The organism is Pelagibacterium lentulum (assembly GCF_003992625.1).
In the GTDB taxonomy this organism is placed as follows: Bacteria; Pseudomonadota; Alphaproteobacteria; order Rhizobiales; family Devosiaceae; genus Pelagibacterium; species Pelagibacterium lentulum.
In genome coordinates, this window is sequence record NZ_RZMW01000004.1 from 48517 (window position 1) to 70060 (window position 21544).

Sequence of the window (21544 nt, forward strand, 5' to 3'; positions counted from 1 at the left end):
GGCCTGATAGGCCCCCTTTTCGTATCAGACCGCAAGGATCAGGCCGAGTAATACATTTCGTATTCGACCGGATGCGGGGTGTGCTCGAACCGGATGACTTCCTGCATCTTGAGTTCGATGTAGGCATCGATGAAGTCATCGTCCATCACGCCGCCAGCCTTGAGGAAGTCGCGGTCGGCATCGAGGCTGTCGAGCGCTTCACGCAGCGAGCCACAAACTGTCGGGATTTCCTTGAGTTCTTCCTTGGGCAGTTCGTAAAGATCCTTGTCCATGGCATCGCCAGGGTGAATCTTGTTCTTGATGCCGTCGAGGCCAGCCATCAGCAGAGCGGCGAAGGCAAGGTAGGGATTTGCCATCGGATCGGGGAAGCGGACTTCCACACGCTTTGCCTTGGGGCTCTGGCCAAACGGAATACGGCATGAAGCGGAGCGGTTGCGTGCCGAGTAGGCCAGCAGGACCGGAGCTTCAAAGCCTGGGACAAGCCGCTTGTAAGAGTTGGTCGACGGGTTGGTGAAGGCGTTGATAGCCTTGGCGTGCTTGATTACGCCGCCGATGTAGTAAAGGCATTCTGTGGACAGGCCGGCATATTCGTCGCCAGCAAACAGAGGCTTGCCATCTTTCCAGATCGACTGGTGGCAGTGCATGCCCGAACCGTTGTCGCCATAGACTGGCTTCGGCATGAAGGTTGCGGTCTTGCCATAGGCCTGAGCGACCTGATGAACGGCATACTTATAGATAAGAACGTGATCTGCTGCCGTGATCATCGGCGCGAACTTGATGCCGAGTTCGTGCTGGGCGGAAGCAACTTCGTGGTGATGCTTTTCGACCACCACGCCCATGCTTGCCATGGCTTCGAGCATTTCGCCGCGGATGTCCTGAGCGCTGTCGAGCGGAGGAACAGGGAAATAGCCCTTCTTGATGCCGATGTGATGGCCGCTGTTGCCGCCTTCATACTCGGTGTCCGAATTGGACATCAGTTCACCGGAGTCAACTTCAAAGCCAACCTTGTAGGTTGAAGTCGAATAACGAACGTCGTCGAACATGAAAAATTCAGGCTCAGGACCGAACACGACCGCATCGCCAATGCCGGAGGTCGCTACGAAAGCCTCGGCCTTCTTTGCGATCGAACGCGGGTCGCGATTGTAGGGCTGGTAGGTGGCGGGTTCGAGAATGTCGCAGTTCACAGCAAGGGTCGGAGCCGAGAAGAAAGGATCGACATAAGCCGATGCGGTGTCGGGCATGAGCACCATATCGGACTCGTTGATGGCCTTCCAGCCGGCGACCGACGAGCCGTCGAACATAACGCCTTCTTCGAACATGTCGGCGTCGACTGCGGATGCATCCATGGTTACGTGCTGCAGCTTGCCGCGAATATCGGTAAAGCGCAGATCAACGTATTTGATGCCTTCGTCCTTGATTTTGGTAAGCAGGTCGCTTGCTGAACTCATAATGGGTTCCCCAGTATTGATGTGAGTGATTATGTTTGCTGGCCCGGAGTTCCGGGAGGCGGAAAGCCGGGACGTTTCGATGCACGCGCCTGATTAAAGCGCGTCGTCTCCGCTTTCGCCGGTGCGTATGCGGATTGCCTGCTCAACCGTGGTGACAAAAATCTTGCCATCGCCGATGCGCCCGGTTTGCGCAGCGTTGCGGATGGCTTCGATGGCCTTGTCGGCAAGTTGATCTGGCACGACCACCTCGACCTTCACCTTGGGCAGAAAATCAACCACATATTCTGCACCACGATAAAGCTCCGTGTGACCTTTTTGCCGGCCGAACCCCTTGGCTTCAGTAACTGTGATGCCCTGCAAGCCAACTTCCTGGAGCGCTTCCTTGACCTCGTCAAGTTTGAACGGCTTTACGATTGCCTCAATCTTTTTCATGTCCACGTCTCCTCTTGTTCGGGCCGGTTGGCCGCAACAATGCATATGCTGTGCCACTCCGATATTTTTCCGGATTCTCAATTATTTTCAGTCGGTTATCGGATCGAGTGCCAACAGGGTGATCACCGTGCGCCGAAGCCGTTGCGCAAATATTGTGCATCCTGCCCACTTCTTGCGCAAGTATTGGCGAGCCGTTCGCTACTTTATATAATGGGGTGAAATCGGTCGTTTTGGGGGGCGATTGGTTCACAAATGGACAAACAGGCTTTGACTGGCTGGAAAACTTGGGCTAGACCGCCTTCCAACTCGGCGCCGGTCGTCGATGTGCGGGTGTGGCGGAACTGGCAGACGCACTGGATTTAGGTTCCAGCGCCGCAAGGCGTGGAGGTTCGACTCCTCTCACCCGCACCACTTTCCGGTGCACCATGAAAACTGAACAATGTTACGGGATCGTACGCAAATGAATGTGACTGAAACTCTGAACGAAGGGCTGCGCCGCAAGCTCGATGTGACCATCCCGGCGACGGATTTGGCCACGCGGCTCGACACGAAGCTCGACGAGGTTCGGGGCAAGGTTCAGCTTAAAGGCTTTCGGCCAGGCAAAGTGCCGGCGTCGCATATCAAGAAGGTCTATGGCCGTTCGCTGATGAGCGAAGTGCTGCAGGACTCGATCAACGATACGGTCAGCAAGACTCTTGAAGAGCGCTCGGAAAAGGCTGCAACCCAGCCCGAGATCGATCTGGCCGAAGATCAGGCCGTTATCAACAAGGTTCTCGATGGCGAAGCCGATCTGGCATTTTCGGTTAGCTATGAGGTGCTTCCGCCGGTCACTTTGATGGATTTCAAGAAGATCGCCATCGAAAAGCCGGTCGTTGAAGTGACCGATGAAGAAGTCGATAAGGAAGTTGACTCGTTCTTTAAAAACAATCGCGGCTACGAGGACAAGGGCGATGACGCCGTTGTTGAAGATGGCGATCGTCTCGGTCTGTCGTTTGTTGGCAAGATCGATGGCGAAGAGTTTGAAGGCGGCAAGTCGGACCACGCTCATCTGATCGTTGGCTCAGGCCAGTTCATCCCTGGATTTGAAGAGCAGCTTATCGGTCTCAAGAAGGGCGGCGAAAAGACGATCACCGTGACCTTCCCTGAAGACTATCAGAATGCCGAACTGGCAGGGAAAGAAGCCACGTTCGACGTCAATGTTCTGCATGTCGACGGTCCAAAAGCCGATGTGAAGCTCGATGATGAATTTGCCAAGACGCTCGGTCTGGAAGACCTCGCGGCACTCAAGAAGGCGATCCGGGATCAGATCGAAGCACAACTGTCCGGTTTGACCAAGCAGCGCATGAAGCGTTTGGTGCTCGATGCACTCGATGACGGTCATAAGTTCGACGTGCCCGAAAAGCTGGTTGAGGCCGAGTTCAATGCGATCTGGAATCGTGTGAAGCACGAGGTCGAGCATCACGGTAAAACCTTTGAGTCCGAAGGCACGACCGAAGAAAAAGCGCGTGAAGACTACCAGAAAATCGCTGAGCGCCGCGTTCGCCTCGGCCTGGTCGTTGCCGAAATCGGCAACGTCAATGATATTCAGGTAACCGATGAAGAGCACCAGCAGGCCCTGATTAATGAAGTTCGCCGCTTCCAGGGCCAGGAGCAGCAGGTTTACGACTATTACCGCAAGAACCCGCAGGCTCTTGCCGGACTGCGCGCTCCGATTTTTGAAAACAAGGTCATCGACTTTGTAACCGAACTGGCAAAGGTCTCTGAAAAGAAGGTTAGCCGGGAAGAGTTGGTCAAGCTGGTTCGTGAAGGCGAAGAAGGCTTCGACATCGACAGCGATCACGCTCACTGACCTGAAATTGCCATAACGGCATAAAATGATCCGAAGGCCCCGCAACGCATGCGGGGCCTTTTTCGTTTCATAGCCTACATGTTGCGTGCATATTGGAGTTCATGGTGCAGGAACTGCTGACCCCGAGGGAAATGGCCAGAGCCGATCAACTCGCCGTTGCATCGGGTGTGCCTTCGCTTACGCTCATGGAAAATGCCGGGCAGGCAATTGCTTTTGAGGTCGTCAGCCATTTGCCTTTGCAGCCGGTTCTGGTGTTATGCGGACCCGGCAACAATGGAGGAGACGGCTTTGTTGCGGCGCGCCTGCTCGAAGAGCGCGGCTGGCCGGTGCGTGTGGCGCTATTGGGCGAGAAAGCCGACCTCAAAGGCGACGCGGCGCTTGTTGCTCGCCGCTGGACGGGACCGATCGAACAGGCAAGACCCGAAATTTGCATGGATTTCGGTGTGATCGTTGATGGACTGTTCGGGGCAGGGCTTTCCCGCGATGTGGATGGGCTCGCGGCCGAAATCGTGCGGGCAGCGAACAATAGTGCAGCGGAGATTGTCGCGATTGACGTGCCCAGCGGGGTGGATGGAGCGACGGGGCAGATTCGCGGCGTTGCCATGGAAGCGGCCTTTACGGTCACCTTCTTCCGTTGCAAGCCCGGCCATCTGCTTCAGCCCGGTGCAGCGCTATGTGGCAAGGTATTGCTCGCTGATATAGGGATACCGGACGCGGTGATCGATGAAATCGAGCCGCTCGCGTTTGAGAATGAGCGGCTCCTGTGGACGTTGCCGCGGCGCCGGGTCGATGATCACAAGTTTTCGTCCGGACATTGCCTTGTTATCTCAGGTGACGCGCTCCATACCGGTGCCGCCCGTCTTTCTGCACTTGGCGCCGCGCGGATCGGCGCGGGCCTGGTAACGCTTGGCGGGGCACGGGATGCGCTTTTGGTTCATGCGGCGCACCTTACCGCTATCATGCTTGCCGAATGCGATCGGCCAGACGACCTGCGACCGCTCCTCGACCGGCGGAAGATCAACGCTATCGTTATTGGCCCGGCTGCGGGGGTCAGCGAGGATACGCGCCAACTGGTGCTCGAGGCGTTAGCGAGCGAGGCAAGCATTGTTCTTGATGCCGATGCCATCTCCACGTTTGCGCAAGAACCTGATGCGCTGTTCGCCGCGATAAAGGCTAGAAAAAATCCCAACGTCGTTCTTACGCCACATCACGGAGAGTTCTCCCGGCTGTTTGGGGAAATCGCTGGCTGCAAGCTGGACAGGGCACAAGCAGCTGCGAAAAGGTCGGGGGCTGTCGTTCTTTACAAGGGCGCGGATACCGTGATTGCGCGACCGGATGGCTATGTGGCGATAAATGGTTCAGGGAGTCCCAATCTGGCCACCGCCGGATCGGGGGACGTTCTGGCGGGCATGATCGGGGGCCTCATGGCGCAGGGAATGAACGCTTTCGATGGTGCATGTGCCGCAGCTTATATTCATGGGCTGGCCGGGCGGCGCTATGGAAAGCCGGGACTGATTGCCGATGATCTGCCCGGCATTCTTCCCGATATTCTTTTTGAATTGTCGATCTGATCTGCCGTTACCAGGCCACCATCAGTTTATCGATGCCGTGGAAGTGATAGACATCTTTATATTGCGGCTCGGCAGCAATCCGCAGGCTGGGCAAGCGCTCGAACAATATTTTGAGGGCAATCTGCATTTCGAGCCGTGCCAGTGGCGCGCCGATACAGAAGTGGATGCCGGCACCAAAGCTGACATTGGCGCCATCGCTGCGGAAGGGATCGAAGGTATTGGGGTTGGCGAAGCGCGCCGGGTCGCGGTTTGCCGCTCCAAGCATCAGCCCGATCGTATCGCCCTTTTTAAGTGAAATTCCCTTATATTCAATGTCTTCCAGGGCATATCGGGTAAACATGTGCAGCGGCGCGTCAAAGCGCAAAGCTTCCTCGACGGTTGCAGCAGTCTGCTCGTCTGACGAAAACAGCGAGCGTGGATCAAAGCCGCTTTCCAGGATGGATTTTATCGCATTGCCGGTCTGATGAACCGTGGCTTCATGGCCAGCATTGAGCAACAGGATAGCGGTCGAAACCAATTCGGCTTCGGAAAGTCTCTCGCCATTGGCCTCGGTCGAAAGCATATGAGAAATCAGATCGTCGCGAAGGTCGTTGCGGCGTTCATTGGCGAGGGAAATCAGATACTCGGAGAACTCCAGAGCCGCGTTGTCCGCATCGCGTTCGGTCTCATAAGTGCGCCCGAACATATACATTGCCACCATGCGATGGGACCAGTCGAGCAACCGATCGCACATCTCGCGCGGAACTCCGAGCATCTCTGCGATTACGATGACCGGAATCGGCGCTGCGAAATTCTCGATGAGTTCGGTTCCACCATCGCTCTCGAAAGAATCAATCACTTCGTGCGTCAACGCTTCGATTCGGGGGCGGAGCCGTTCGACTTGCCGCGACACGAAAGCGCGGTTGACCAGCATACGTAATCTGGTGTGTTCGGGCGGTTCGATTGACAGCAGTGAATACCGCTCGGCTGCATCGAAATTGAGCGTGTGGGGCAGGGGCTCGGGCAACCCCAACTCCTCACGGGCCGCGACGTGAAGTATCTGGCGACCGAAGCGCTTGTCGCGCAATAGCGCGCTTACATCGTCAAAACTGGAAAAGCACCAGTGGCCATAATCATCCCATTGGAATGGCGAGGCTTTTTGTCGGTGAAGCTCGATGTAAAACCGATATGGATCACGGAAAAATTCCGGCTCCCGAGGGTCGCAACGCGCGCTTATGGGGTCGGATGAAATGGTGAATGGAGCAGCGCCGGGCTCGAGCATGGGTGTTTTTCCATATGTTCGAAGCCAGTCTATCCTCAAACTTTATCAAAGCAAACAGGAGGACCCCTCGCATTTTATGCATTAAGCATCTGCCATAATTGGGACACTCTCTGGCTTGCTATTGAACAGGAACACGGCCAAGCCTATGTGAGCTTTACGATCCATTAAGTCCTAATCGCCTGCTATCGGCGCGAGTATAAAATTCTGATTCGTTTCCCCGAGGGAGATATTTGCCAATGAGAGATCCCGTCGATCTTTATATGAACACGCTTGTGCCTATGGTGGTGGAGCAATCCAACCGCGGTGAGCGTGCGTTCGACATTTACTCGCGTCTTTTGCGTGAACGCATCATTTTCGTCACCGGTGTGGTCGAAGACAACATGGCGAGCGTGATTGTCGCCCAGTTGCTGTTTCTTGAGGCGGAGAATCCGAAGAAGGAAATTGCCATGTATATCAACTCGCCTGGTGGCGTGGTTACGGCAGGGCTTTCGATCTATGACACGATGCAGTTCATCCGTCCCAAGGTGCAGACCTTGTGCATGGGGCAGGCGGCGTCAATGGGGTCGCTGCTGCTGACCGCAGGCGATAAGGATATGCGCGGGTGTCTTCCCAATGCGCGCGTAATGGTCCACCAGCCTTCCGGCGGCTATCAAGGGCAAGTTACCGATATCCTGATTCATGCGCGGGAGGCCGAAAGCCTCAAGCGGCGTCTCAATGAAATCTATGTGAAGCACACGGGGCGCACATATGATGAGATTGAGGACCTTCTGGAGCGCGACCGCTTCCTGAGCCCGGAGGAAGCCAAGGAGCTCGGCTTGATCGATCACGTTCACGACAAGCGGTCTGTACCAGAGGCAGGTGCCTGATAAGGCTGGTAACCTGACGAATCCCACAGGCGCTCACAAGTGCGCCTGTGACGATTGCACGTTAGCGGCAGGACCATTATGGTCAGAACAGATTACCGTTTGTTCATGTGTTGTCGGCTAGCGTTGTAATCGGCCAAAAAGAACCAAGCGCAAGAAGCGCTTTCGGAGTTGCTAGATGTCCAAGGAAAATTCGAGCGGAGAATCCTCAAAGAACACGCTTTACTGTTCGTTCTGCGGGAAATCCCAACACGAAGTCCGCAAACTGATCGCAGGCCCAACCGTATTCATCTGTGATGAATGCGTGGAGTTGTGCATGGACATCATCCGCGAGGAATCGAAGACCTCGATGGTCAAATCCTCGGACGGTGTGCCCAGCCCTGCCGACATTTGCAAAGTGCTCGACGATTACGTAATCGGGCAGCGGCGCGCAAAGCGTGTGCTTTCGGTCGCTGTGCATAACCATTACAAGCGCCTGCACCATGCGTCCAAGAACCAGGATGTGGAACTTTCCAAGTCCAATATTTTGCTGATCGGCCCGACCGGTTGTGGCAAGACGCTTTTGGCCCAAACACTGGCGCGTATTCTTGACGTACCTTTCACAATGGCCGATGCGACAACGCTTACGGAAGCGGGTTATGTCGGTGAGGATGTCGAAAACATCATTCTCAAGTTGTTGCAGTCTGCTGACTACAATGTCGAAAAAGCCCAGCGCGGCATCGTCTATATCGATGAAGTGGACAAGATTTCCCGCAAATCGGACAATCCGTCCATAACCCGCGATGTGTCGGGTGAAGGCGTGCAGCAAGCGTTGCTCAAGATCATGGAAGGCACTGTTGCGTCCGTGCCGCCGCAAGGGGGCCGCAAGCACCCGCAGCAGGAGTTCCTGCAGGTTGATACCACCAACATCCTGTTCATCTGTGGAGGTGCGTTTGCCGGGCTGGAAAAGGTCATTGCTGCGCGTGGTGAAAGCACCTCGATTGGCTTTATGGCCGAGGTCAAGGATCCGGAAGATCGTCGGGTTGGCGATGTTCTCGCCGAGGTTGAGCCTGCCGACATGGTCCGTTTTGGGCTCATTCCCGAGTTTATCGGGCGTTTGCCGGTGATCGCGACACTTGAGGATCTCGATGAAGACGCTCTCGTGCGAATTCTATCCGAACCCAAGAACGCGCTGGTGCGCCAGTATGCACGTCTGTTCGAGATGGAAAATGTCGAATTGACTTTCCACGAGGATGCGCTGAAGGCAGTTGCAAGGCTCGCAATCGCTCGGAAAACCGGTGCCCGCGGGTTGCGCTCGATCCTTGAAGGTATCCTGCTCGATACGATGTATGACCTGCCGTCGCTTGAAGGTGTCGAAGAGGTCGTGATCAGTCAGGAAGTGGTCGAGAACAAGGATGTGCGTCCGCTCTATATCTATGCGGAACGTCAGCCCGAAGAAATTAAATCGGGCGCTTGACGTAAAGTTCTGCCGTTCTTATCAGTTTAAAAGCCCGGAAGTTCCGGGCTTTTTTCTTTTTGTGCCACGTTTAAAAGCTCAGATAGACTATCGCTTTAGTTTGAGCCCGCGAGGGACGCAAATTCGCGCAGGATGCAAGGAGGCAAAATGAATGTTTTGAGCAAATCGGGTGCAACGGTTGCGGCGGTTTTGTTGTTCACCAGTATAGCGATTGCTCAGCCCGTCACCAAACTCGCCGGCGATCTTGACGGGGAGTTGATTGAGAAAATCTGGTGCAGTTCAATCTTCTTTGAACACTCCTATGCCTATGAAGAAGGCAGCGAAGGCTACAATCGGTTCGACGCACTGGCATTTGATCTCGATGATGAGATCGCCGTCACGCTGAGGCGGATGGGCTGGGACCAAGACCGGATCGACGATCTCTGGGTTGCTTTCGACGATGCGTCGTTCGATCTGGCGCTTGAAGGTGAAGCCGCATTTGAGCCTGAACTTGAGGCTTGCCTTGCAGCATTTGACTGACCGGCGGGTATTACGCCGCCAATAGTGCATAATTGTCCCGGTACAAGGGGCCAAAACGCCCGGAAAAATTCGCCATGCGGCTTGTGGCGTAACTTTTATGCCCTATCTTATGAAACCGAGAGTCGCCGCATTGCGTACTGAGTCTGTATGCGTTTGTTCGTAGTGCGTGCGCTGACCACCTGAGTTGCCGGACCCTCCTCCCCCCCTGTTCCGGCACTTATGAAAGGATAGTCGATGTCCGACAAAGAAACGCCTGTAACAGAATTCGACCGGGAGAAGGTTTATCCGGTTCTGCCGCTGCGCGACATCGTGGTGTTTCCCTCCATGATCGTACCGTTGTTCGTTGGCCGCGAAAAATCTGTCCGGGCGCTTGAAGAAGTCATGCGCGAAGACAAGCACATCCTTGTCGTAACGCAAAAAAATGCGCAGGAAGACGATCCTGCGCCCGATGCCATTTACGAGATCGGCACCATCGCATCGGTTTTGCAATTGCTCAAATTGCCCGATGGAACGGTGAAGGTGCTGGTCGAAGGTCTGCATCGCGCCAAGATCGACAAATATGTCCAGACCGACGATTATTTCGAGGCGCAGGCCGAGCCGCTTGAGGTTGAAGGCCATGATGCTGTGGAAGCCGAGGCGCTGGCCCGCTCGGCTGTCACCGAGTTTGAAAACTACGTCAAACTCAACAAGAAGATCTCCTCTGAAGTCGTGGCAGCCGTCAACCAGATTGACGACCACTCCAAGCTGGCCGATACGATTGCCAGCCACCTGGCGGTCAAGATCGGCGATAAGCAGGATATCCTGGCGACCCCGTCGATAACCGGGCGGCTCGAGCGCGTGCTGGGGCTGATGGAAGGTGAAATTGGCGTATTGCAGGTCGAAAAGCGTATCCGCAGCCGCGTCAAGCGCCAGATGGAAAAGACCCAGCGCGAATATTATCTCAACGAGCAGATGAAGGCCATTCAGCGCGAGTTGGGCGATAATGAAGACGGCACCAACGAGCTTCAGGAGATCGAGGACCGGATTGCAAAGGCCAAGCTTTCCAAGGAAGCACGGCAGAAGGCCGAAGCCGAGGTCAAAAAGCTCAAGCAGATGAGCCCAATGTCGGCTGAAGCAACAGTCGTGCGCAATTATCTCGACTGGATGCTGAACCTTCCATGGGGCAGGAAGTCCAAGATCAAGAAGGATCTCAAGTTCGCCGAAGGCGTACTCGACAACGACCACTACGGGCTTGAAAAGGTCAAGGAGCGGATTGTCGAGTATCTTGCTGTGCAAAGCCGGACAGGCAAGCTGAAAGGCCCGATCCTATGCCTTGTCGGCCCTCCGGGCGTCGGCAAGACCTCGCTTGCACGCTCGATTGCAAAGGCAACAGGCCGTGAATATGTGCGCATGAGCCTTGGCGGGGTGCGGGACGAAGCGGAGATCCGCGGTCACCGGCGCACCTATATCGGGTCCATGCCGGGCAAGGTGATCCAGTCCCTCAAGAAGGCCGGGAAGGCCAACCCACTGTTCCTGCTCGATGAAATCGACAAGATGGGGCAGGACTTCCGGGGCGATCCGTCATCGGCTTTGCTCGAAGTGCTCGACCCGGAACAGAATTCGACCTTCCAGGATCATTACCTCGAAGTCGATTTCGACCTTTCGGATGTGATGTTCGTCACCACGGCCAATACGCTCAATATTCCCGGTCCTCTGCTTGACCGCATGGAGATCATTCGCCTCTCGGGTTACACCGATGAGGAGAAGTGGGAAATCTCGCGCCGGCACCTGATCCCGGAAAGCCTCAAGGAACACGGGCTGCGTGAAGACGAGTTCGAGTTGCCGGACGAAAGCCTGATGCTCCTTACGCGCCGCTATACGCGCGAGGCCGGTGTGCGCAACCTCAAGCGCGAGATTGCCAATCTGATGCGCAAGGCCGTCAAGGAAATCCTTTTGACCGGCAAAAAGAAGATTGCCGTAACACCTGAAGTGGTTGAGGAATATCTTGGTCCGCCGCGGTTCCGTTATGGCGAGATCGATGCCGAACCGCAGGTTGGTGTCGTGACGGGTCTGGCGTGGACGTCGGTCGGCGGCGAATTGTTGACTATCGAAGGCATCATGAGCCCCGGCAAGGGCAAGATGACCGTGACCGGCAATCTCAAGGACGTGATGAAGGAATCGATTTCGGCGGCGGCAACCTATGTGCGGGCGCGGGCAATCGAATACGGAATCAAACCGCCCCTGTTTGAGAAGCGCGATATCCACGTGCATGTGCCCGAAGGCGCAACGCCCAAGGATGGCCCTTCAGCCGGTATCGCGATGGCGACGTCCATCGTTTCCGTAATGACCGGAATTCCGGTGCGCCACGATGTCGCCATGACAGGCGAGATCACGCTGCGGGGTCGGGTATTGCCAATTGGCGGGCTCAAGGAAAAGTTGCTGGCCGCGCTCCGGGGCGGGATCAAAAAGGTTCTGATTCCGGAAGAAAACGTCCGTGACCTCAAGGAAATCCCTGACAATGTGAAGAAGGGGCTGGAAATCGTGCCCGTTTCACGGATGGGAGAAGTGCTTGAGCATGCCCTTGTGGATAAGCTTGAGCCAATCGAGTGGAATTTCGACGAGGAAGCCAACGCCAAAGTTGGCAAAGGCTCGGACGAAAGCGAAGAGACGGGCAATGTTTTACCGCATTGATTGCGGACTTAACGCCTGCTGAAATTGTGACGGCACCCCAATGGGGTGCCGCTTTTTTTTGCGCGAATCGGACACCACAACGATTGGTGGGAGCAGGGTCTTCTAACCTTAGAGCAGGAAAACCGGACGATTATGGTTAGGAATGGGTAGCGAAGTGCAGTCCATTGGCCATTTCGCAGTGGAAAATGCGACAATAACTGGCTGAAACGCCCGGACTCCCGCAGTTCTCCTTGATTTCGCCCCGGAATCGTAAAAGGGTAATCGCGTTTCAGCCCGACCTGTCTATTGCGGGTGGGTAATTCACAGTGAGGAAACGCTATGAACAAAAATGATCTGAGCGCGGCAGTTGCCGAAAAAGCCGAACTCACCAAAGCTCAGGCTGGTGCGGCTGTCGATGCAGTGTTTGAGGCCATCACTGCATCGCTCAAGAACGGTGATGAAGTGCGTCTGGTTGGTTTCGGCACTTTCGCTGCAGCACAGCGTAAGGCCACCAAGGGTCGCAACCCTGCGACTGGTGCGGAAATCGATATTCCTGCATCCATCCAGCCCAAGTTCAAGCCGGGCAAGGGTCTCAAGGACGCACTGAACTAATATCAGGTTCTTAGCAGTCTTGAATGGTTTGGCCCCGAATAAATGTTCGGGGTCTTGCCGTTTTCGGGGGCAAAATACCGGGTGTGACCGGCAAGCCCAGATAAATGCACAAACATCGCGTTTGCCCTATTGACGGGGCAGGGCATTCGGCCTAATCAGTGCCCCGCGAACAGACGATTGCAACGCCAGACGGCAAGGCAATGCAAGGTTCGGGCGATTAGCTCAGTTGGTAGAGCGCCTCGTTTACACCGAGGATGTCGGCAGTTCGAGTCTGTCATCGCCCACCAATCTCTTATTAAGCTCCCGATATGTGAAGAATTTTTCGGTTTTGACCGCACGGGAGTCAAATAGTGGTTGCGCTCGGCCGGTTAGCGGCATTTTCAACCCACAATCCAAGTTGATGTTCTGTGCGCCATTGCAGCAATGGAGTGGGATAGGGACTGTCAGCTTTCGGCCAGACTTAGCGCTTTGTCTCCATTGGCTCTGCCAATCGCCGCGCGCCTGCTACATTCGTCCTGTTGGAAAGAGATTGTGCTGCGGATGGGAACGAACTGGCAATTTCAAGTTGGGACATGGCGATGGTGCCCCCTGTTTCGGTGGATAGGAATTGCATCGTAAAACGGTCTGTCGCTTGCTGGAGGGGAAAGTGGCCAAGCGACCTTCATAGCTGAGGCGGTTGACCTTAACGTGGACAGTCGTCTTATCGATGTGCGCGAATAGGTGCAGCGGTATATCGGATTATGTCTTTCCGGTTTGAGCGGTCAGATGCGCAAGATAGTCTCGCAGCATCGCGACTCGTCTCGGTCTGAAGCTGCGCCCAGTCAGTATGGGCCGCGCGATCCGGGTGATGTCGAACATCCGATAGGCGTACCGCATGTTGCACCACGCAAGCACGATGAGCTTTTGTCCGTGTACATAAGGCAAAGCGGCAGGATAGTTCTGTGGGCAAGCACGCCGGTTTTATCCGTGTAAGTGATCTCCAACAGCTCCTCCTGCCAGCACGCTTGCCGAACACTGTCAATCGTCCCATCGACCTGCATCCGCGCGTCAGGACGGTAGGTCTGCGAAATCGCATGGATCAGCTGTTGCTCCCGATCGTCAGGCAGTATCGCGACGACCTTGGCCAACGCTGACTTGGCGGCCTTGGCAAGAGCAGGGTCGCCCATGCTGCCGACCTCGGCAAGCCCAAGGGCAAGGGCCTCGATCTCGGTGCGCTCGAAGGTTTGGGGCGGCAGCGCGTAATCTTCAACCAGCCGATACCCGTAGCCGCGCTCGCCCTCTATGCGGGCCCCTGCCGCGCGCAAGCTGTCTATGTCCCGGTACAGCGACCGCAAGGACAATTCCGTTTCCTCGGCCAGGCGCGCCGCAGTGATCGGAGGCGCCATGACGCGCATGGCCTGCAGGAGACGAAAGAGACGGTCGGAACGGGCCATGCTTCAAACTGCCGGAAACTGTCAGTTGGTCAACTCTATAAGCCCAGGCGTCAAGCAAGCCAACATGGAGAAAAGGCAATGACCATCAAGACGACCACGCACCTAAACTTTCGCAATCAGGCGCGCGACGCCCTGGACTTCTACCATTCCGTCTTTGGCGGTGAGCCAGTGCTGGTGTCCTACAAGGATGCTGGTGCCGTGCAGAACCCCGATGAAGCCGACCAGATCATGTGGGGGCAGGTCGCCTCCGACGCAGGCTTTTCGATCATGGCCTATGACGTCCCTTCGCGCCTGTCTTATGCCCCAGGCGAAATCCCTGTCTTCGTATCGGTGCGCGGTGACAGTGCAGATGAGATTTCCGGGTACTGGGACAACTGTCCGAAGGCGCGACCGTGATCCAGGATCTGGCGCCGGCCGGTTGGTCGCCCCTTTATGGCATGCTCAGGGACAAGTTTGGCGTAACCTGGGTGCTTGACGTCGCTGTGGCCTACCAGCCCTCATAGCGTCGGGCGCTACCGATGGGACCTGCCGCGCCACGCCTTCCAAGAGATCGGGGTTATCTGGGCGTGAAGTCTATCCATTGATAATCGTTGCGATGCTCCCGAGTAAGGGGGCGTCTGCAATTGGCGCATCCTCGCGTATCCTTCAGCGTCTAAAATGGCATCGTGAGTCGACCAAAAGGCCATGGCAGCCCAGGATCGGTGTTTTGCTTACGCCATTGTCTGTGCCCGTTGGATGTTACCCACTCACTCGGCGAGCGCCTCGCTACGCCAGCCCGCGCCTGTGACTGAGGGTTCGAGACTGAGACGACCTACAATCTGTTCGATTGCAGCGGTTTGCTTTTTGTCGTCCGACGCGACAACCGCGGTAATTTCGACCCGATCGCTATCCTCGATATTTATGCTTTCGAGTTGCCGGAGGTGCAATGACTCACTGGCAAGGCCCTGCAGCAGAAGAGCGCGGATATGGGCCTCCTGAGGCGACTTGCATACGACCTCCACCTTGAAGCCATCACTTAACTCGCTCGATGCCAGCGGCTGGGCGTTGATACGGAAAATCAGGGGCCGCAGCAGCAGATTGACAAAGATGATCATCGCAGTCGCGATCGCGGCGTGCCAGATCGCGCCAGCACCTGCCAGAACTCCGATTGCTGCCGAGCACCACAGCGTTGCAGCCGTATTGAGGCCGCGAACGTTAAGCCCCTCCTTGAAGATCACGCCTGCGCCGAGAAAACCAATACCGGAGACAACCTGTGCAGCAACACGCGTCGGGCTCAATTCGTCCTCGAACAGCCCAGCAAAGACAACGAATATTGCCGCGCCGAGACAGACCAACGTATTTGTGCGCAATCCGGCCAGGCGCTGCCGCCATTGCCTTTCAAATCCGATCAGCCCGCCCAACAGCAAGGCGGCGGAAAGGTTGATTGTCATGTCGAGCAAGGAATGCATGAAAGGCCTCCTGAAGAGCGGGCAAAGAGCCGGTTATCGCTGTCCAATGACAGGTACGTGACGGTCTGCCCGCGGCGCGAAAAACGCGTCGCGGGCCGTTTTCAACGTCAGGCAGGCATTGGCAGGAAGCTTGTTGCGATGGCAAAGTAGATGAGGACGCCTGCTGCGTCCGCAATCGAGGTGACAAGTGGTGCCGACGCAGTCGCAGGATCCAGCCGTAGCCGGGACAGGACAAACGGAAGGCTCATACCGATCACGCTGCCTACGATCACGATGATGACCATTGACATGGAAACCACTACGGCGATTTCCGGGCCGCCGCGGAAAATGCCGATAACCGATACTGCCAGCGCCATCGATAGCCCCAGCAGTCCCGCCACCAGAACTTCCTTGCCGATCATGCGGCTCCAGTCCCTTAGCCGGACATCCCCGGTCGCAAGCCCGCGTACCATGAGCGTTGCGGCCTGCGAACCGGCATTGCCACCAGAATCGATGAGCAGGGGCAGGAAGAACACAAGGGCGACGTAAGCCTCAATCGTCTCCTCGAATGCTGCAATCCCGGCACCCGAAAAGATATTGCCGAACACAAGCACCACCAGCCAGACGATGCGCGCGCGATAGAGCACAAAGATGCTTGCATCCTTCACATTGGTCATCAGGCCGCGAACCGTCCCACCCTTGTGAAAATCCTCGGTGAATTCCTGCTGCTCAACATCGGCCGCGTCGTCGTGGGTAACGATACCGACTAGCCGCCCGTCGCGGTCGACTACCGGCACGGCAAGAATGTCGTACTTGCGAATGCGCTCAGCGACCTGTTCCTGATCGGTATCGACATCCACCGCAAGGGTCTTGGTGTCCATTATGTCGTCAACCAGTGTCTTTTCGGGCGCGGTGATCAAGTCCTGCAGCCGTACCGAGCCGATGAGCTTGCGATCACCATCGACCACATAAGCGCGATAGATGGTTTCTTTCGCTGGCGCCTCATTGCGCAGTTTGGCTATCGCTTCGGGCGCAGTAGCCTTTGCATCGACGATAGCGTAGTCAGAGGTCATGATCGCGCCTGCCGTACCCTCGTCATAGGCCGCAAGCCGCAGCAGATCCTCGCGTTCGGCATGGGCCAAGGCCGGAAGAAGTGCCTTTTTCTGGTCGTCCGATAGCGCGTTATACATGTCGGCGCGCTCGTCGGCCTCCATTTCGGTCACGATCTGTGCAAGGCGCCCGCGTGGCGCAGCTATCGCCAGATCGGCCTGTTGATCGTGTGGTAGATAGCCGAATACAGTGGCCTGCTTGTCGAGCGGAAGCTGATCCAGCACCATCCAGCCTTCGCTGGGGAGGAGTTCGGCTACAAAGTTGGCGAGATCGGCTGGATGCTCGTTTTCGAGCGCCACTTTGAGCGAGCCAAGGTCGTTGCGTGCGATATAGCTGCGCAGAGCGGCGGTGATGATTTCGGTGGTCATATTTTGTCTCCGTTGGACATAAGTATTTCATTGCGCCCACGGAGACAGGGCCTTGAGGCGCTAGCGTCCGGGAGCGGTCGTTCCTGTTTTCTGGAGATTGACGGCCGCAGCACCGCTCGGGCGCCGGGCCGTCCAACTAGGCCCTTCTTCCATTGCAATAGTCCTTTAGTTTTTTGACGGCCGCACGACAAAGCCCGCAAAAGCCGATGTGCTTTCACGCGCGGGATCACGGGGGGATGTCAGTAAAAGCTTCATGCCCGCCTCCATCTGTCCCAAGCGGACGACGGGCGGGCTGCGCATAGGGCGCGAGACCTGCTCAGGTCATCCGTTCAGGAACGTTCTGTCAAATGTCAATGCACGGCCGAGGCCGCACCTACTGGAACTGTCCATCAATTTCCCATTGATTGGTTACTACCCGTAACGGGCAGTTGAGGCATGAACTGCCCTGATCCAGTCGCGCTGTCAAGCCCTGAACGATTTCCAGCGGGAGGTCGGCTTTTTTGCCTGCCAGACACTGAGCAAATCGCGTATAGGCCTAGCGGGACGACAGGTTCCGGCATAATCAAGGTGATCCATGACATATCTCGAAGCCGTTATATTGGGTTTGGTGCAGGGCGTTTTCATGTTCGTGCCGGTGTCCTCGACTGCCCATCTGGTGCTGACACAGCACTTGATGATTGCGATGGGCTCTGACTTGCCTCCACCCGAAAGCCCTGCCATGATCTTGTTCGATCTGGTCGTGCATGTGGGCACACTGGTTTCCATTGCGATCGTTTTCCGCCGCTCTCTTTCGGCACTGGTTCGTGCCAGCCTTGCCGAAACCGTAACTCTCGTTCGCCAGCCAAGCCTTCCGCCGAAAATCGGTCCGTTTCTCTGGCTTATGCTTATGGGTGTCTTAACAGTCGGGATTACCGGCGTTCTCGGGCTACTGCTCAAGCGCTATTTCGAGATGGTGTTCGCCTCGCCCCAAATGCTGGTCGTTACGCTGCTGACCACTGCAATACTGCTTTTCATCACCGACAAGCTGCCGCCACGACCGCTTGGTGTCAAAAAAATCGGCGTACGGATTGCGGTTATCATAGGTCTGGCGCAATGCCTTGCGCTGATCCCTGGTCTTTCGCGCTCGGGCATGACGATAATCGCCGGGCTATTTGCCGGACTGAAGCGGCGCTGGGCTGCCGAATACAGTTTCCTCGTCGCTATCCCCACGATTCTTGCCGCAAGCCTGCTGCAGTCGCTGGAGGTATTTTCTGGGCAAGGATTGCAGGGAATTGGATTTGGACCGCTTGCAGTTGCCTTTGTGACGGCGGCCGTCGTCGGAACATTGGCGCTCAAACTAGTTCTGGCACTGCTCTACCGCGCGCAGCTCAAGATTTTCTCGGTCTATCTGGTAGGGCTTGCTGCGCTTGTTGGATTTGGCGTGTTCGACGGGCTGATTTAAGCGGGCCGCAACGTCCTGCTTCTCAGTTTCGCTGAAATAGGGCCGCTAACGCTTGACGCGGTTTTGTGGCCGTTAGTTCTGATCATCACTCGACCGTAGGCTTTTTGCCGCGCAGGGATTTGACGGTGCTGCGACGGGCCTTGCTGTCGAGGCGGCGCTTTTTGGAGGCAAGGGTAGGGCGCGTGGCTCGACGTCGCTTGGGCGGCGTGGCCGCTCTTTCAAGCAATGCTACGAGGCGTTCGACAGCATCCTGACGATTGAGCGTTTGTGTGCGGTGACGATCGGCGATGATGACGATTGTACCGTCCTTGGTCAGCCGCGCGCCGGCGGCGGCCATAGCCCGCATCTTTACGCCTTCAGGCAGGGTTTCGGCGTTCTTTATATCGAATCGCAACTGCACCGCGCTTGCGACCTTGTTTACGTTCTGGCCGCCAGGCCCTGAACTGCGCACAAAGGCGAAGTCCAGCGCATCTTCTGGAATCGAAAGATTTGGCGTTATGGGAATCGATGCTGCCACAGGTGTTATTCGAGCTTTACTGCCGTGCCATAAGCCAGGATTTCGGCGGCGCCCTGCGAAATGGCAGAGGTGGAAAAGCGCATTGCAATGATGCCATCGGCGCCCATCATGCGAGCATTGGCGACCATACGATCATAGGCTTGCTCGCGGGCCTCGGCCATGAGCTTTGTATATTCTCCAACTTCGCCGCCCACCAGATTGCGCAGGCCTGCGATGAGATCGGTGCCCACATGACGGGCGCGAATCGTATTGCCGCGTACAATGCCTATGGTCTGGGTGATGGTGCGACCGGCAACGGTTTCGCTGGTGGTGACAAACATGTTGCGATCCCTTTAAGCCAATCACTGATCGATATTCTTGTCGTAATAATCGTCTTCTGCGTTGGTCAGCCGCTGATAAATGACCATGATTAACAGGCCCAGCGCAATTGCAATGAATCCCAGGCCAAAAATGCCGAACGGAATGGCGGTCAGCAAACCGGTGATCCAGATGGCCAGCCAGAGCACGCCAAAAATAACGATAATGACGAGGGCGATGGTATCGAGCCGCATGGCGCTTCCTGGATAAGGTGGGCGGTCCGGCAAGTTGCCTTGCATGATCCGATTTCGACAGTGTGGCGCAAATGGGCGGAAAATCAAGTGTTTACAAGTTGTAAGCGCGACCGCGATTGGCCCGGTTTTCCCCAGCAATGCGTTAAAATGCAAGGAAATGAAAATTCCTTCACAAAGTGCAGTTGAACCCGCTTGACTTGGGCATGGGAGGCGGCTAAACGAAGCCCACCTTGCGGGGGACGAAAGTTCTCTGACGCGCAAGGGGGTGTAGCTCAGTTGGTTAGAGCGCCGGCCTGTCACGCCGGAGGTCGCGGGTTCGAGCCCCGTCACTCCCGCCACTCTTTTCCCAGTTTTGTTCATGTTTCAGCGCTTCCGCATGGTAGCGCTTTTTTCATGCCGGCATTTCTGCGTACGCATAAAGAAAAAGGCCCTGCGGTGAGCAGGGCCTTTTTCGCGTTTTGCCGGCTGGAAGCCTAAAAATGGAAATTCACGCCGGCACGTACGGTGTGGACGCGAAAGCCCATGTCCACTGGTCCGTCAATTAGCGTGTAGGTTGCGGTGCGCAAGTCCGTGTAGAGGTACTCGGCCTTAAAGCTAATGGATTCGCTAACGGCGACTTCGGCGCCAACGCCTGCGGTCCAGCCGAAATGGTTTTGATGATCGATTGAAGCGGCATCGAAATCAGTGTCGTCGAGCGTTCCGCGGCCAAAGGCCAGACCACCCGTCACATAGGGCATGAAGTTATCGATTGCGACACCGGCGCGTGCGCGAACCGTTCCGAAATAGTCGAGTGAGCCAATAACATCATCGCCACCGAAGTCGACCGTTTGCGACATGCCGGAAATCTGAACATCGCCTTCAATACCCAGAACGAACATGTCCATCTGATAGTTAGCGCCAATCTGCACACCACCAAATAGCCCGCTTATGTTATCCAGCGGCTCACTCGTTAGGCCGAAGCCATCATCAAGAACCAGAGCATTGCCGTCGCCATCTACTGCGCGGCCAAAGCCGTAACCAGCATTGATACCCGCATAAACGCCGGTCCAATCAAAGATCATGGCTTCCGGGGCGACGGGAATTGTTGGCATCGGAATTATAGGGTCGGCGGCCTGGGCAGCAGCACTTGCTGAAACCAGCATCGTTGCGCTTAACAATACAAAGCGAAAGTTCATGCTTGAAGTCCCTAGGGTCGAGACTCAATCATAGCCAATATGCGACTGCGGCCGCGAGCATGACAGCGGAAAGGTAATTCCGGGCGAGTTTGTCGTATCGTGTTGCGACACGGCGGAAATCCTTGAGGCGGCAGAACGTGGCTTCGACACGCCAGCGGTCCTTGTAGCGCTTCTCATCGTAACGGATTATGCGCTTGCGGTTCTTGCGGCCAGGGATCACGGGGATAGTGTTCTGGCTGCGCAGAGTGGTCCGAAGTCGATTGGCATCATATCCCCGGTCAGCGATGAGCCGCTTCATGCCCATCGTATGAGTGATGAGCAGATCGGCACCCGTCATGTCCGAGGCGTTGCCGGGCGTCAGGATGAGGCGGAGCGGCCTTCCCAGAACATCGACGAGCGCGTGGACCTTGGTGGTCCGGCCACCACGCGAGATGCCAATGGCATTGGCTTTCGCCCCCCTTTTCCCCCGCCTGCACAGCGATGGGCCTTGATATAGCTGCTGTCGATCTGGGCTGTTTCGGCTATCCAGCCCTGTTCGGTTAACGCGGCCAGGATGCGTGCCCAGATGCCGCGACGGCTCCAGCGGTTCCAGCGATTATAAACGGTTGTCGCAGGGCCATACTCGACAGGGCAATCAACCCAGCGCCCGCCGCACTTGAGCATATGTATAATTCCCGAAATCACCCGCCGGTCATTAACCCGGCGCGCCCCAGGTTGGTTCTGAGGGAGGTGCGGCTCAATGGCCGCCCATGCTTCATCGCTCAACCAAAACAGTCTGCTCATCAACGCCTCCAGCTCAATCCAAAGCCAAAGAATCTGATTTGCAGCATCTATTCAATAAGCTGATTGGGTTTGGACCCTA

The 21544-nt window shown here is 56.2% G+C and carries 18 protein-coding genes, 3 tRNA genes and 2 pseudogenes; 12 read left to right on the forward strand and 11 right to left on the reverse strand.

Features of this window, described 5'->3' with window-relative positions; all coding sequences use genetic code 11:
- Positions 1–38 precede the first annotated feature (38 nt).
- Both glnA and EO133_RS01145 read right to left on the reverse strand, forming a co-directional pair.
- Positions 39–1448, reverse strand: coding sequence for a type I glutamate--ammonia ligase (gene glnA / locus EO133_RS01140; RefSeq protein WP_127070778.1), 1410 nt, complete (start codon positions 1446–1448; stop codon positions 39–41).
- Positions 1449–1541: 93 nt separating this feature from the next.
- Complete coding sequence (locus tag EO133_RS01145) at positions 1542–1880, reverse strand: P-II family nitrogen regulator (protein WP_127070780.1); 339 nt, start codon at positions 1878–1880, stop codon at positions 1542–1544.
- Positions 1881–2206: 326 nt separating this feature from the next.
- Between EO133_RS01145 and EO133_RS01150 the strand changes: the two genes are divergently transcribed.
- From EO133_RS01150 to EO133_RS01160, 3 genes are all read left to right on the forward strand, one after another.
- Positions 2207–2291, forward strand: a tRNA-Leu gene (locus tag EO133_RS01150).
- 49 nt (positions 2292–2340) lie between these two features.
- Positions 2341–3729, forward strand: a complete 1389-nt coding sequence (gene tig / locus EO133_RS01155) for a trigger factor (RefSeq protein WP_127070782.1) — start codon at positions 2341–2343, stop codon at positions 3727–3729.
- A gap of 101 nt (positions 3730–3830) precedes the next feature.
- Positions 3831–5300, forward strand: coding sequence for an NAD(P)H-hydrate dehydratase (locus EO133_RS01160; protein WP_244640863.1), 1470 nt, complete (start codon positions 3831–3833; stop codon positions 5298–5300).
- A gap of 7 nt (positions 5301–5307) precedes the next feature.
- Here EO133_RS01160 and EO133_RS01165 read toward each other — a convergent pair whose 3' ends face one another.
- Positions 5308–6561 carry a cytochrome P450 gene (locus EO133_RS01165; RefSeq protein ID WP_127070784.1) on the reverse strand — a complete coding sequence of 418 codons (1254 nt, stop codon included), beginning with the start codon at positions 6559–6561 and terminating at the stop codon, positions 5308–5310.
- Between the two features lie 236 nt (positions 6562–6797).
- On the opposite strand from EO133_RS01165, the gene EO133_RS01170 reads away from it, so the two are divergent.
- The 6 genes from EO133_RS01170 to EO133_RS01195 all read left to right on the forward strand — a co-directional run bounded on the left by EO133_RS01170 (position 6798) and on the right by EO133_RS01195 (position 12947).
- Entirely contained in the window at positions 6798–7427 is a 630-nt protein-coding gene (locus tag EO133_RS01170; protein WP_127070786.1) for an ATP-dependent Clp protease proteolytic subunit, read from the forward strand.
- Between the two features lie 175 nt (positions 7428–7602).
- On the forward strand, positions 7603–8880 hold the full coding sequence (gene clpX, locus EO133_RS01175) for an ATP-dependent Clp protease ATP-binding subunit ClpX (protein ID WP_127070788.1): 1278 nt from the start codon (positions 7603–7605) through the stop codon (positions 8878–8880).
- Positions 8881–9027: 147 nt separating this feature from the next.
- Positions 9028–9399, forward strand: coding sequence for a hypothetical protein (locus EO133_RS01180; RefSeq protein WP_127070790.1), 372 nt, complete (start codon positions 9028–9030; stop codon positions 9397–9399).
- A gap of 234 nt (positions 9400–9633) precedes the next feature.
- Complete coding sequence (gene lon, locus EO133_RS01185) at positions 9634–12069, forward strand: endopeptidase La (RefSeq protein ID WP_127070792.1); 2436 nt, start codon at positions 9634–9636, stop codon at positions 12067–12069.
- A 318-nt stretch (positions 12070–12387) separates the two neighbouring features.
- Complete coding sequence (locus EO133_RS01190; protein WP_127070794.1) at positions 12388–12660, forward strand: HU family DNA-binding protein; 273 nt, start codon at positions 12388–12390, stop codon at positions 12658–12660.
- Between the two features lie 211 nt (positions 12661–12871).
- A tRNA-Val gene (locus tag EO133_RS01195) sits at positions 12872–12947 on the forward strand.
- Positions 12948–13398: 451 nt separating this feature from the next.
- On the opposite strand, the pseudogene EO133_RS01200 reads toward EO133_RS01195, so the two are convergent.
- Positions 13399–14093: pseudogene (locus tag EO133_RS01200) on the reverse strand (helix-turn-helix transcriptional regulator).
- 78 nt (positions 14094–14171) lie between these two features.
- Here EO133_RS01200 and EO133_RS01205 point away from each other — a divergent pair.
- Positions 14172–14489: a VOC family protein gene (locus EO133_RS01205; RefSeq protein ID WP_244640862.1), complete on the forward strand. Its 318-nt coding sequence runs from the start codon at positions 14172–14174 to the stop codon at positions 14487–14489.
- Between the two features lie 350 nt (positions 14490–14839).
- Here EO133_RS01205 and EO133_RS01210 read toward each other — a convergent pair whose 3' ends face one another.
- Both EO133_RS01210 and mgtE read right to left on the reverse strand, forming a co-directional pair.
- Positions 14840–15541: an MgtC/SapB family protein gene (locus EO133_RS01210; protein WP_127070796.1), complete on the reverse strand. Its 702-nt coding sequence runs from the start codon at positions 15539–15541 to the stop codon at positions 14840–14842.
- Between the two features lie 107 nt (positions 15542–15648).
- On the reverse strand, positions 15649–16998 hold the full coding sequence (mgtE, locus tag EO133_RS01215; RefSeq protein WP_127070798.1) for a magnesium transporter: 1350 nt from the start codon (positions 16996–16998) through the stop codon (positions 15649–15651).
- Positions 16999–17572: 574 nt separating this feature from the next.
- Between mgtE and EO133_RS01220 the strand changes: the two genes are divergently transcribed.
- Positions 17573–18439, forward strand: a complete 867-nt coding sequence (locus EO133_RS01220) for an undecaprenyl-diphosphate phosphatase (RefSeq protein WP_127070800.1) — start codon at positions 17573–17575, stop codon at positions 18437–18439.
- An 85-nt stretch (positions 18440–18524) separates the two neighbouring features.
- On the opposite strand, the gene arfB is transcribed toward EO133_RS01220, so the two are convergent.
- The 3 genes from arfB to EO133_RS01235 are packed head-to-tail and all read right to left on the reverse strand — an operon-like array spanning position 18525 to position 19507.
- Positions 18525–18956, reverse strand: a complete 432-nt coding sequence (gene arfB, locus EO133_RS01225; RefSeq protein WP_127070802.1) for an alternative ribosome rescue aminoacyl-tRNA hydrolase ArfB — start codon at positions 18954–18956, stop codon at positions 18525–18527.
- A 5-nt stretch (positions 18957–18961) separates the two neighbouring features.
- On the reverse strand, positions 18962–19276 hold the full coding sequence (locus tag EO133_RS01230; RefSeq protein WP_127070803.1) for a YbjQ family protein: 315 nt from the start codon (positions 19274–19276) through the stop codon (positions 18962–18964).
- 21 nt (positions 19277–19297) lie between these two features.
- Positions 19298–19507, reverse strand: coding sequence for a hypothetical protein (locus EO133_RS01235; RefSeq protein WP_127070805.1), 210 nt, complete (start codon positions 19505–19507; stop codon positions 19298–19300).
- 261 nt (positions 19508–19768) lie between these two features.
- On the opposite strand from EO133_RS01235, the gene EO133_RS01240 reads away from it, so the two are divergent.
- Positions 19769–19845 (forward strand) — tRNA-Asp (locus EO133_RS01240).
- A 135-nt stretch (positions 19846–19980) separates the two neighbouring features.
- Here the strand turns inward: EO133_RS01240 and EO133_RS01245 are convergent.
- Both EO133_RS01245 and EO133_RS01250 read right to left on the reverse strand, forming a co-directional pair.
- Entirely contained in the window at positions 19981–20682 is a 702-nt protein-coding gene (locus EO133_RS01245) for an outer membrane protein (RefSeq protein ID WP_127070807.1), read from the reverse strand.
- Positions 20683–20710: 28 nt separating this feature from the next.
- Positions 20711–21465: pseudogene (locus EO133_RS01250) on the reverse strand (IS5 family transposase).
- Positions 21466–21544 lie beyond the last annotated feature (79 nt).

Bases quoted from the DNA above. Each gene is read 5' to 3' on its own strand.
- mgtE (WP_127070798.1), bottom strand. From the start codon at position 16,998: ATGACCACCGAAATCATCACCGCCGCTCTGCGCAGCTATATCGCACGC.
- lon (WP_127070792.1), top strand. From the start codon at position 9,634: ATGTCCGACAAAGAAACGCCTGTAACAGAATTCGACCGGGAGAAGGTT.
- EO133_RS01170 (WP_127070786.1), top strand. From the start codon at position 6,798: ATGAGAGATCCCGTCGATCTTTATATGAACACGCTTGTGCCTATGGTG.
- EO133_RS01160 (WP_244640863.1), top strand. From the start codon at position 3,831: ATGGTGCAGGAACTGCTGACCCCGAGGGAAATGGCCAGAGCCGATCAA.
- EO133_RS01220 (WP_127070800.1), top strand. From the start codon at position 17,573: ATGACATATCTCGAAGCCGTTATATTGGGTTTGGTGCAGGGCGTTTTC.
- clpX (WP_127070788.1), top strand. From the start codon at position 7,603: ATGTCCAAGGAAAATTCGAGCGGAGAATCCTCAAAGAACACGCTTTAC.
- EO133_RS01165 (WP_127070784.1), bottom strand. From the start codon at position 6,561: ATGCTCGAGCCCGGCGCTGCTCCATTCACCATTTCATCCGACCCCATA.
- EO133_RS01235 (WP_127070805.1), bottom strand. From the start codon at position 19,507: ATGCGGCTCGATACCATCGCCCTCGTCATTATCGTTATTTTTGGCGTG.
- EO133_RS01180 (WP_127070790.1), top strand. From the start codon at position 9,028: ATGAATGTTTTGAGCAAATCGGGTGCAACGGTTGCGGCGGTTTTGTTG.
- EO133_RS01145 (WP_127070780.1), bottom strand. From the start codon at position 1,880: ATGAAAAAGATTGAGGCAATCGTAAAGCCGTTCAAACTTGACGAGGTC.
- EO133_RS01190 (WP_127070794.1), top strand. From the start codon at position 12,388: ATGAACAAAAATGATCTGAGCGCGGCAGTTGCCGAAAAAGCCGAACTC.
- EO133_RS01210 (WP_127070796.1), bottom strand. From the start codon at position 15,541: ATGCATTCCTTGCTCGACATGACAATCAACCTTTCCGCCGCCTTGCTG.
- EO133_RS01230 (WP_127070803.1), bottom strand. From the start codon at position 19,276: ATGTTTGTCACCACCAGCGAAACCGTTGCCGGTCGCACCATCACCCAG.
- glnA (WP_127070778.1), bottom strand. From the start codon at position 1,448: ATGAGTTCAGCAAGCGACCTGCTTACCAAAATCAAGGACGAAGGCATC.
- EO133_RS01205 (WP_244640862.1), top strand. From the start codon at position 14,172: ATGACCATCAAGACGACCACGCACCTAAACTTTCGCAATCAGGCGCGC.
- EO133_RS01245 (WP_127070807.1), bottom strand. From the start codon at position 20,682: ATGAACTTTCGCTTTGTATTGTTAAGCGCAACGATGCTGGTTTCAGCA.
- tig (WP_127070782.1), top strand. From the start codon at position 2,341: ATGAATGTGACTGAAACTCTGAACGAAGGGCTGCGCCGCAAGCTCGAT.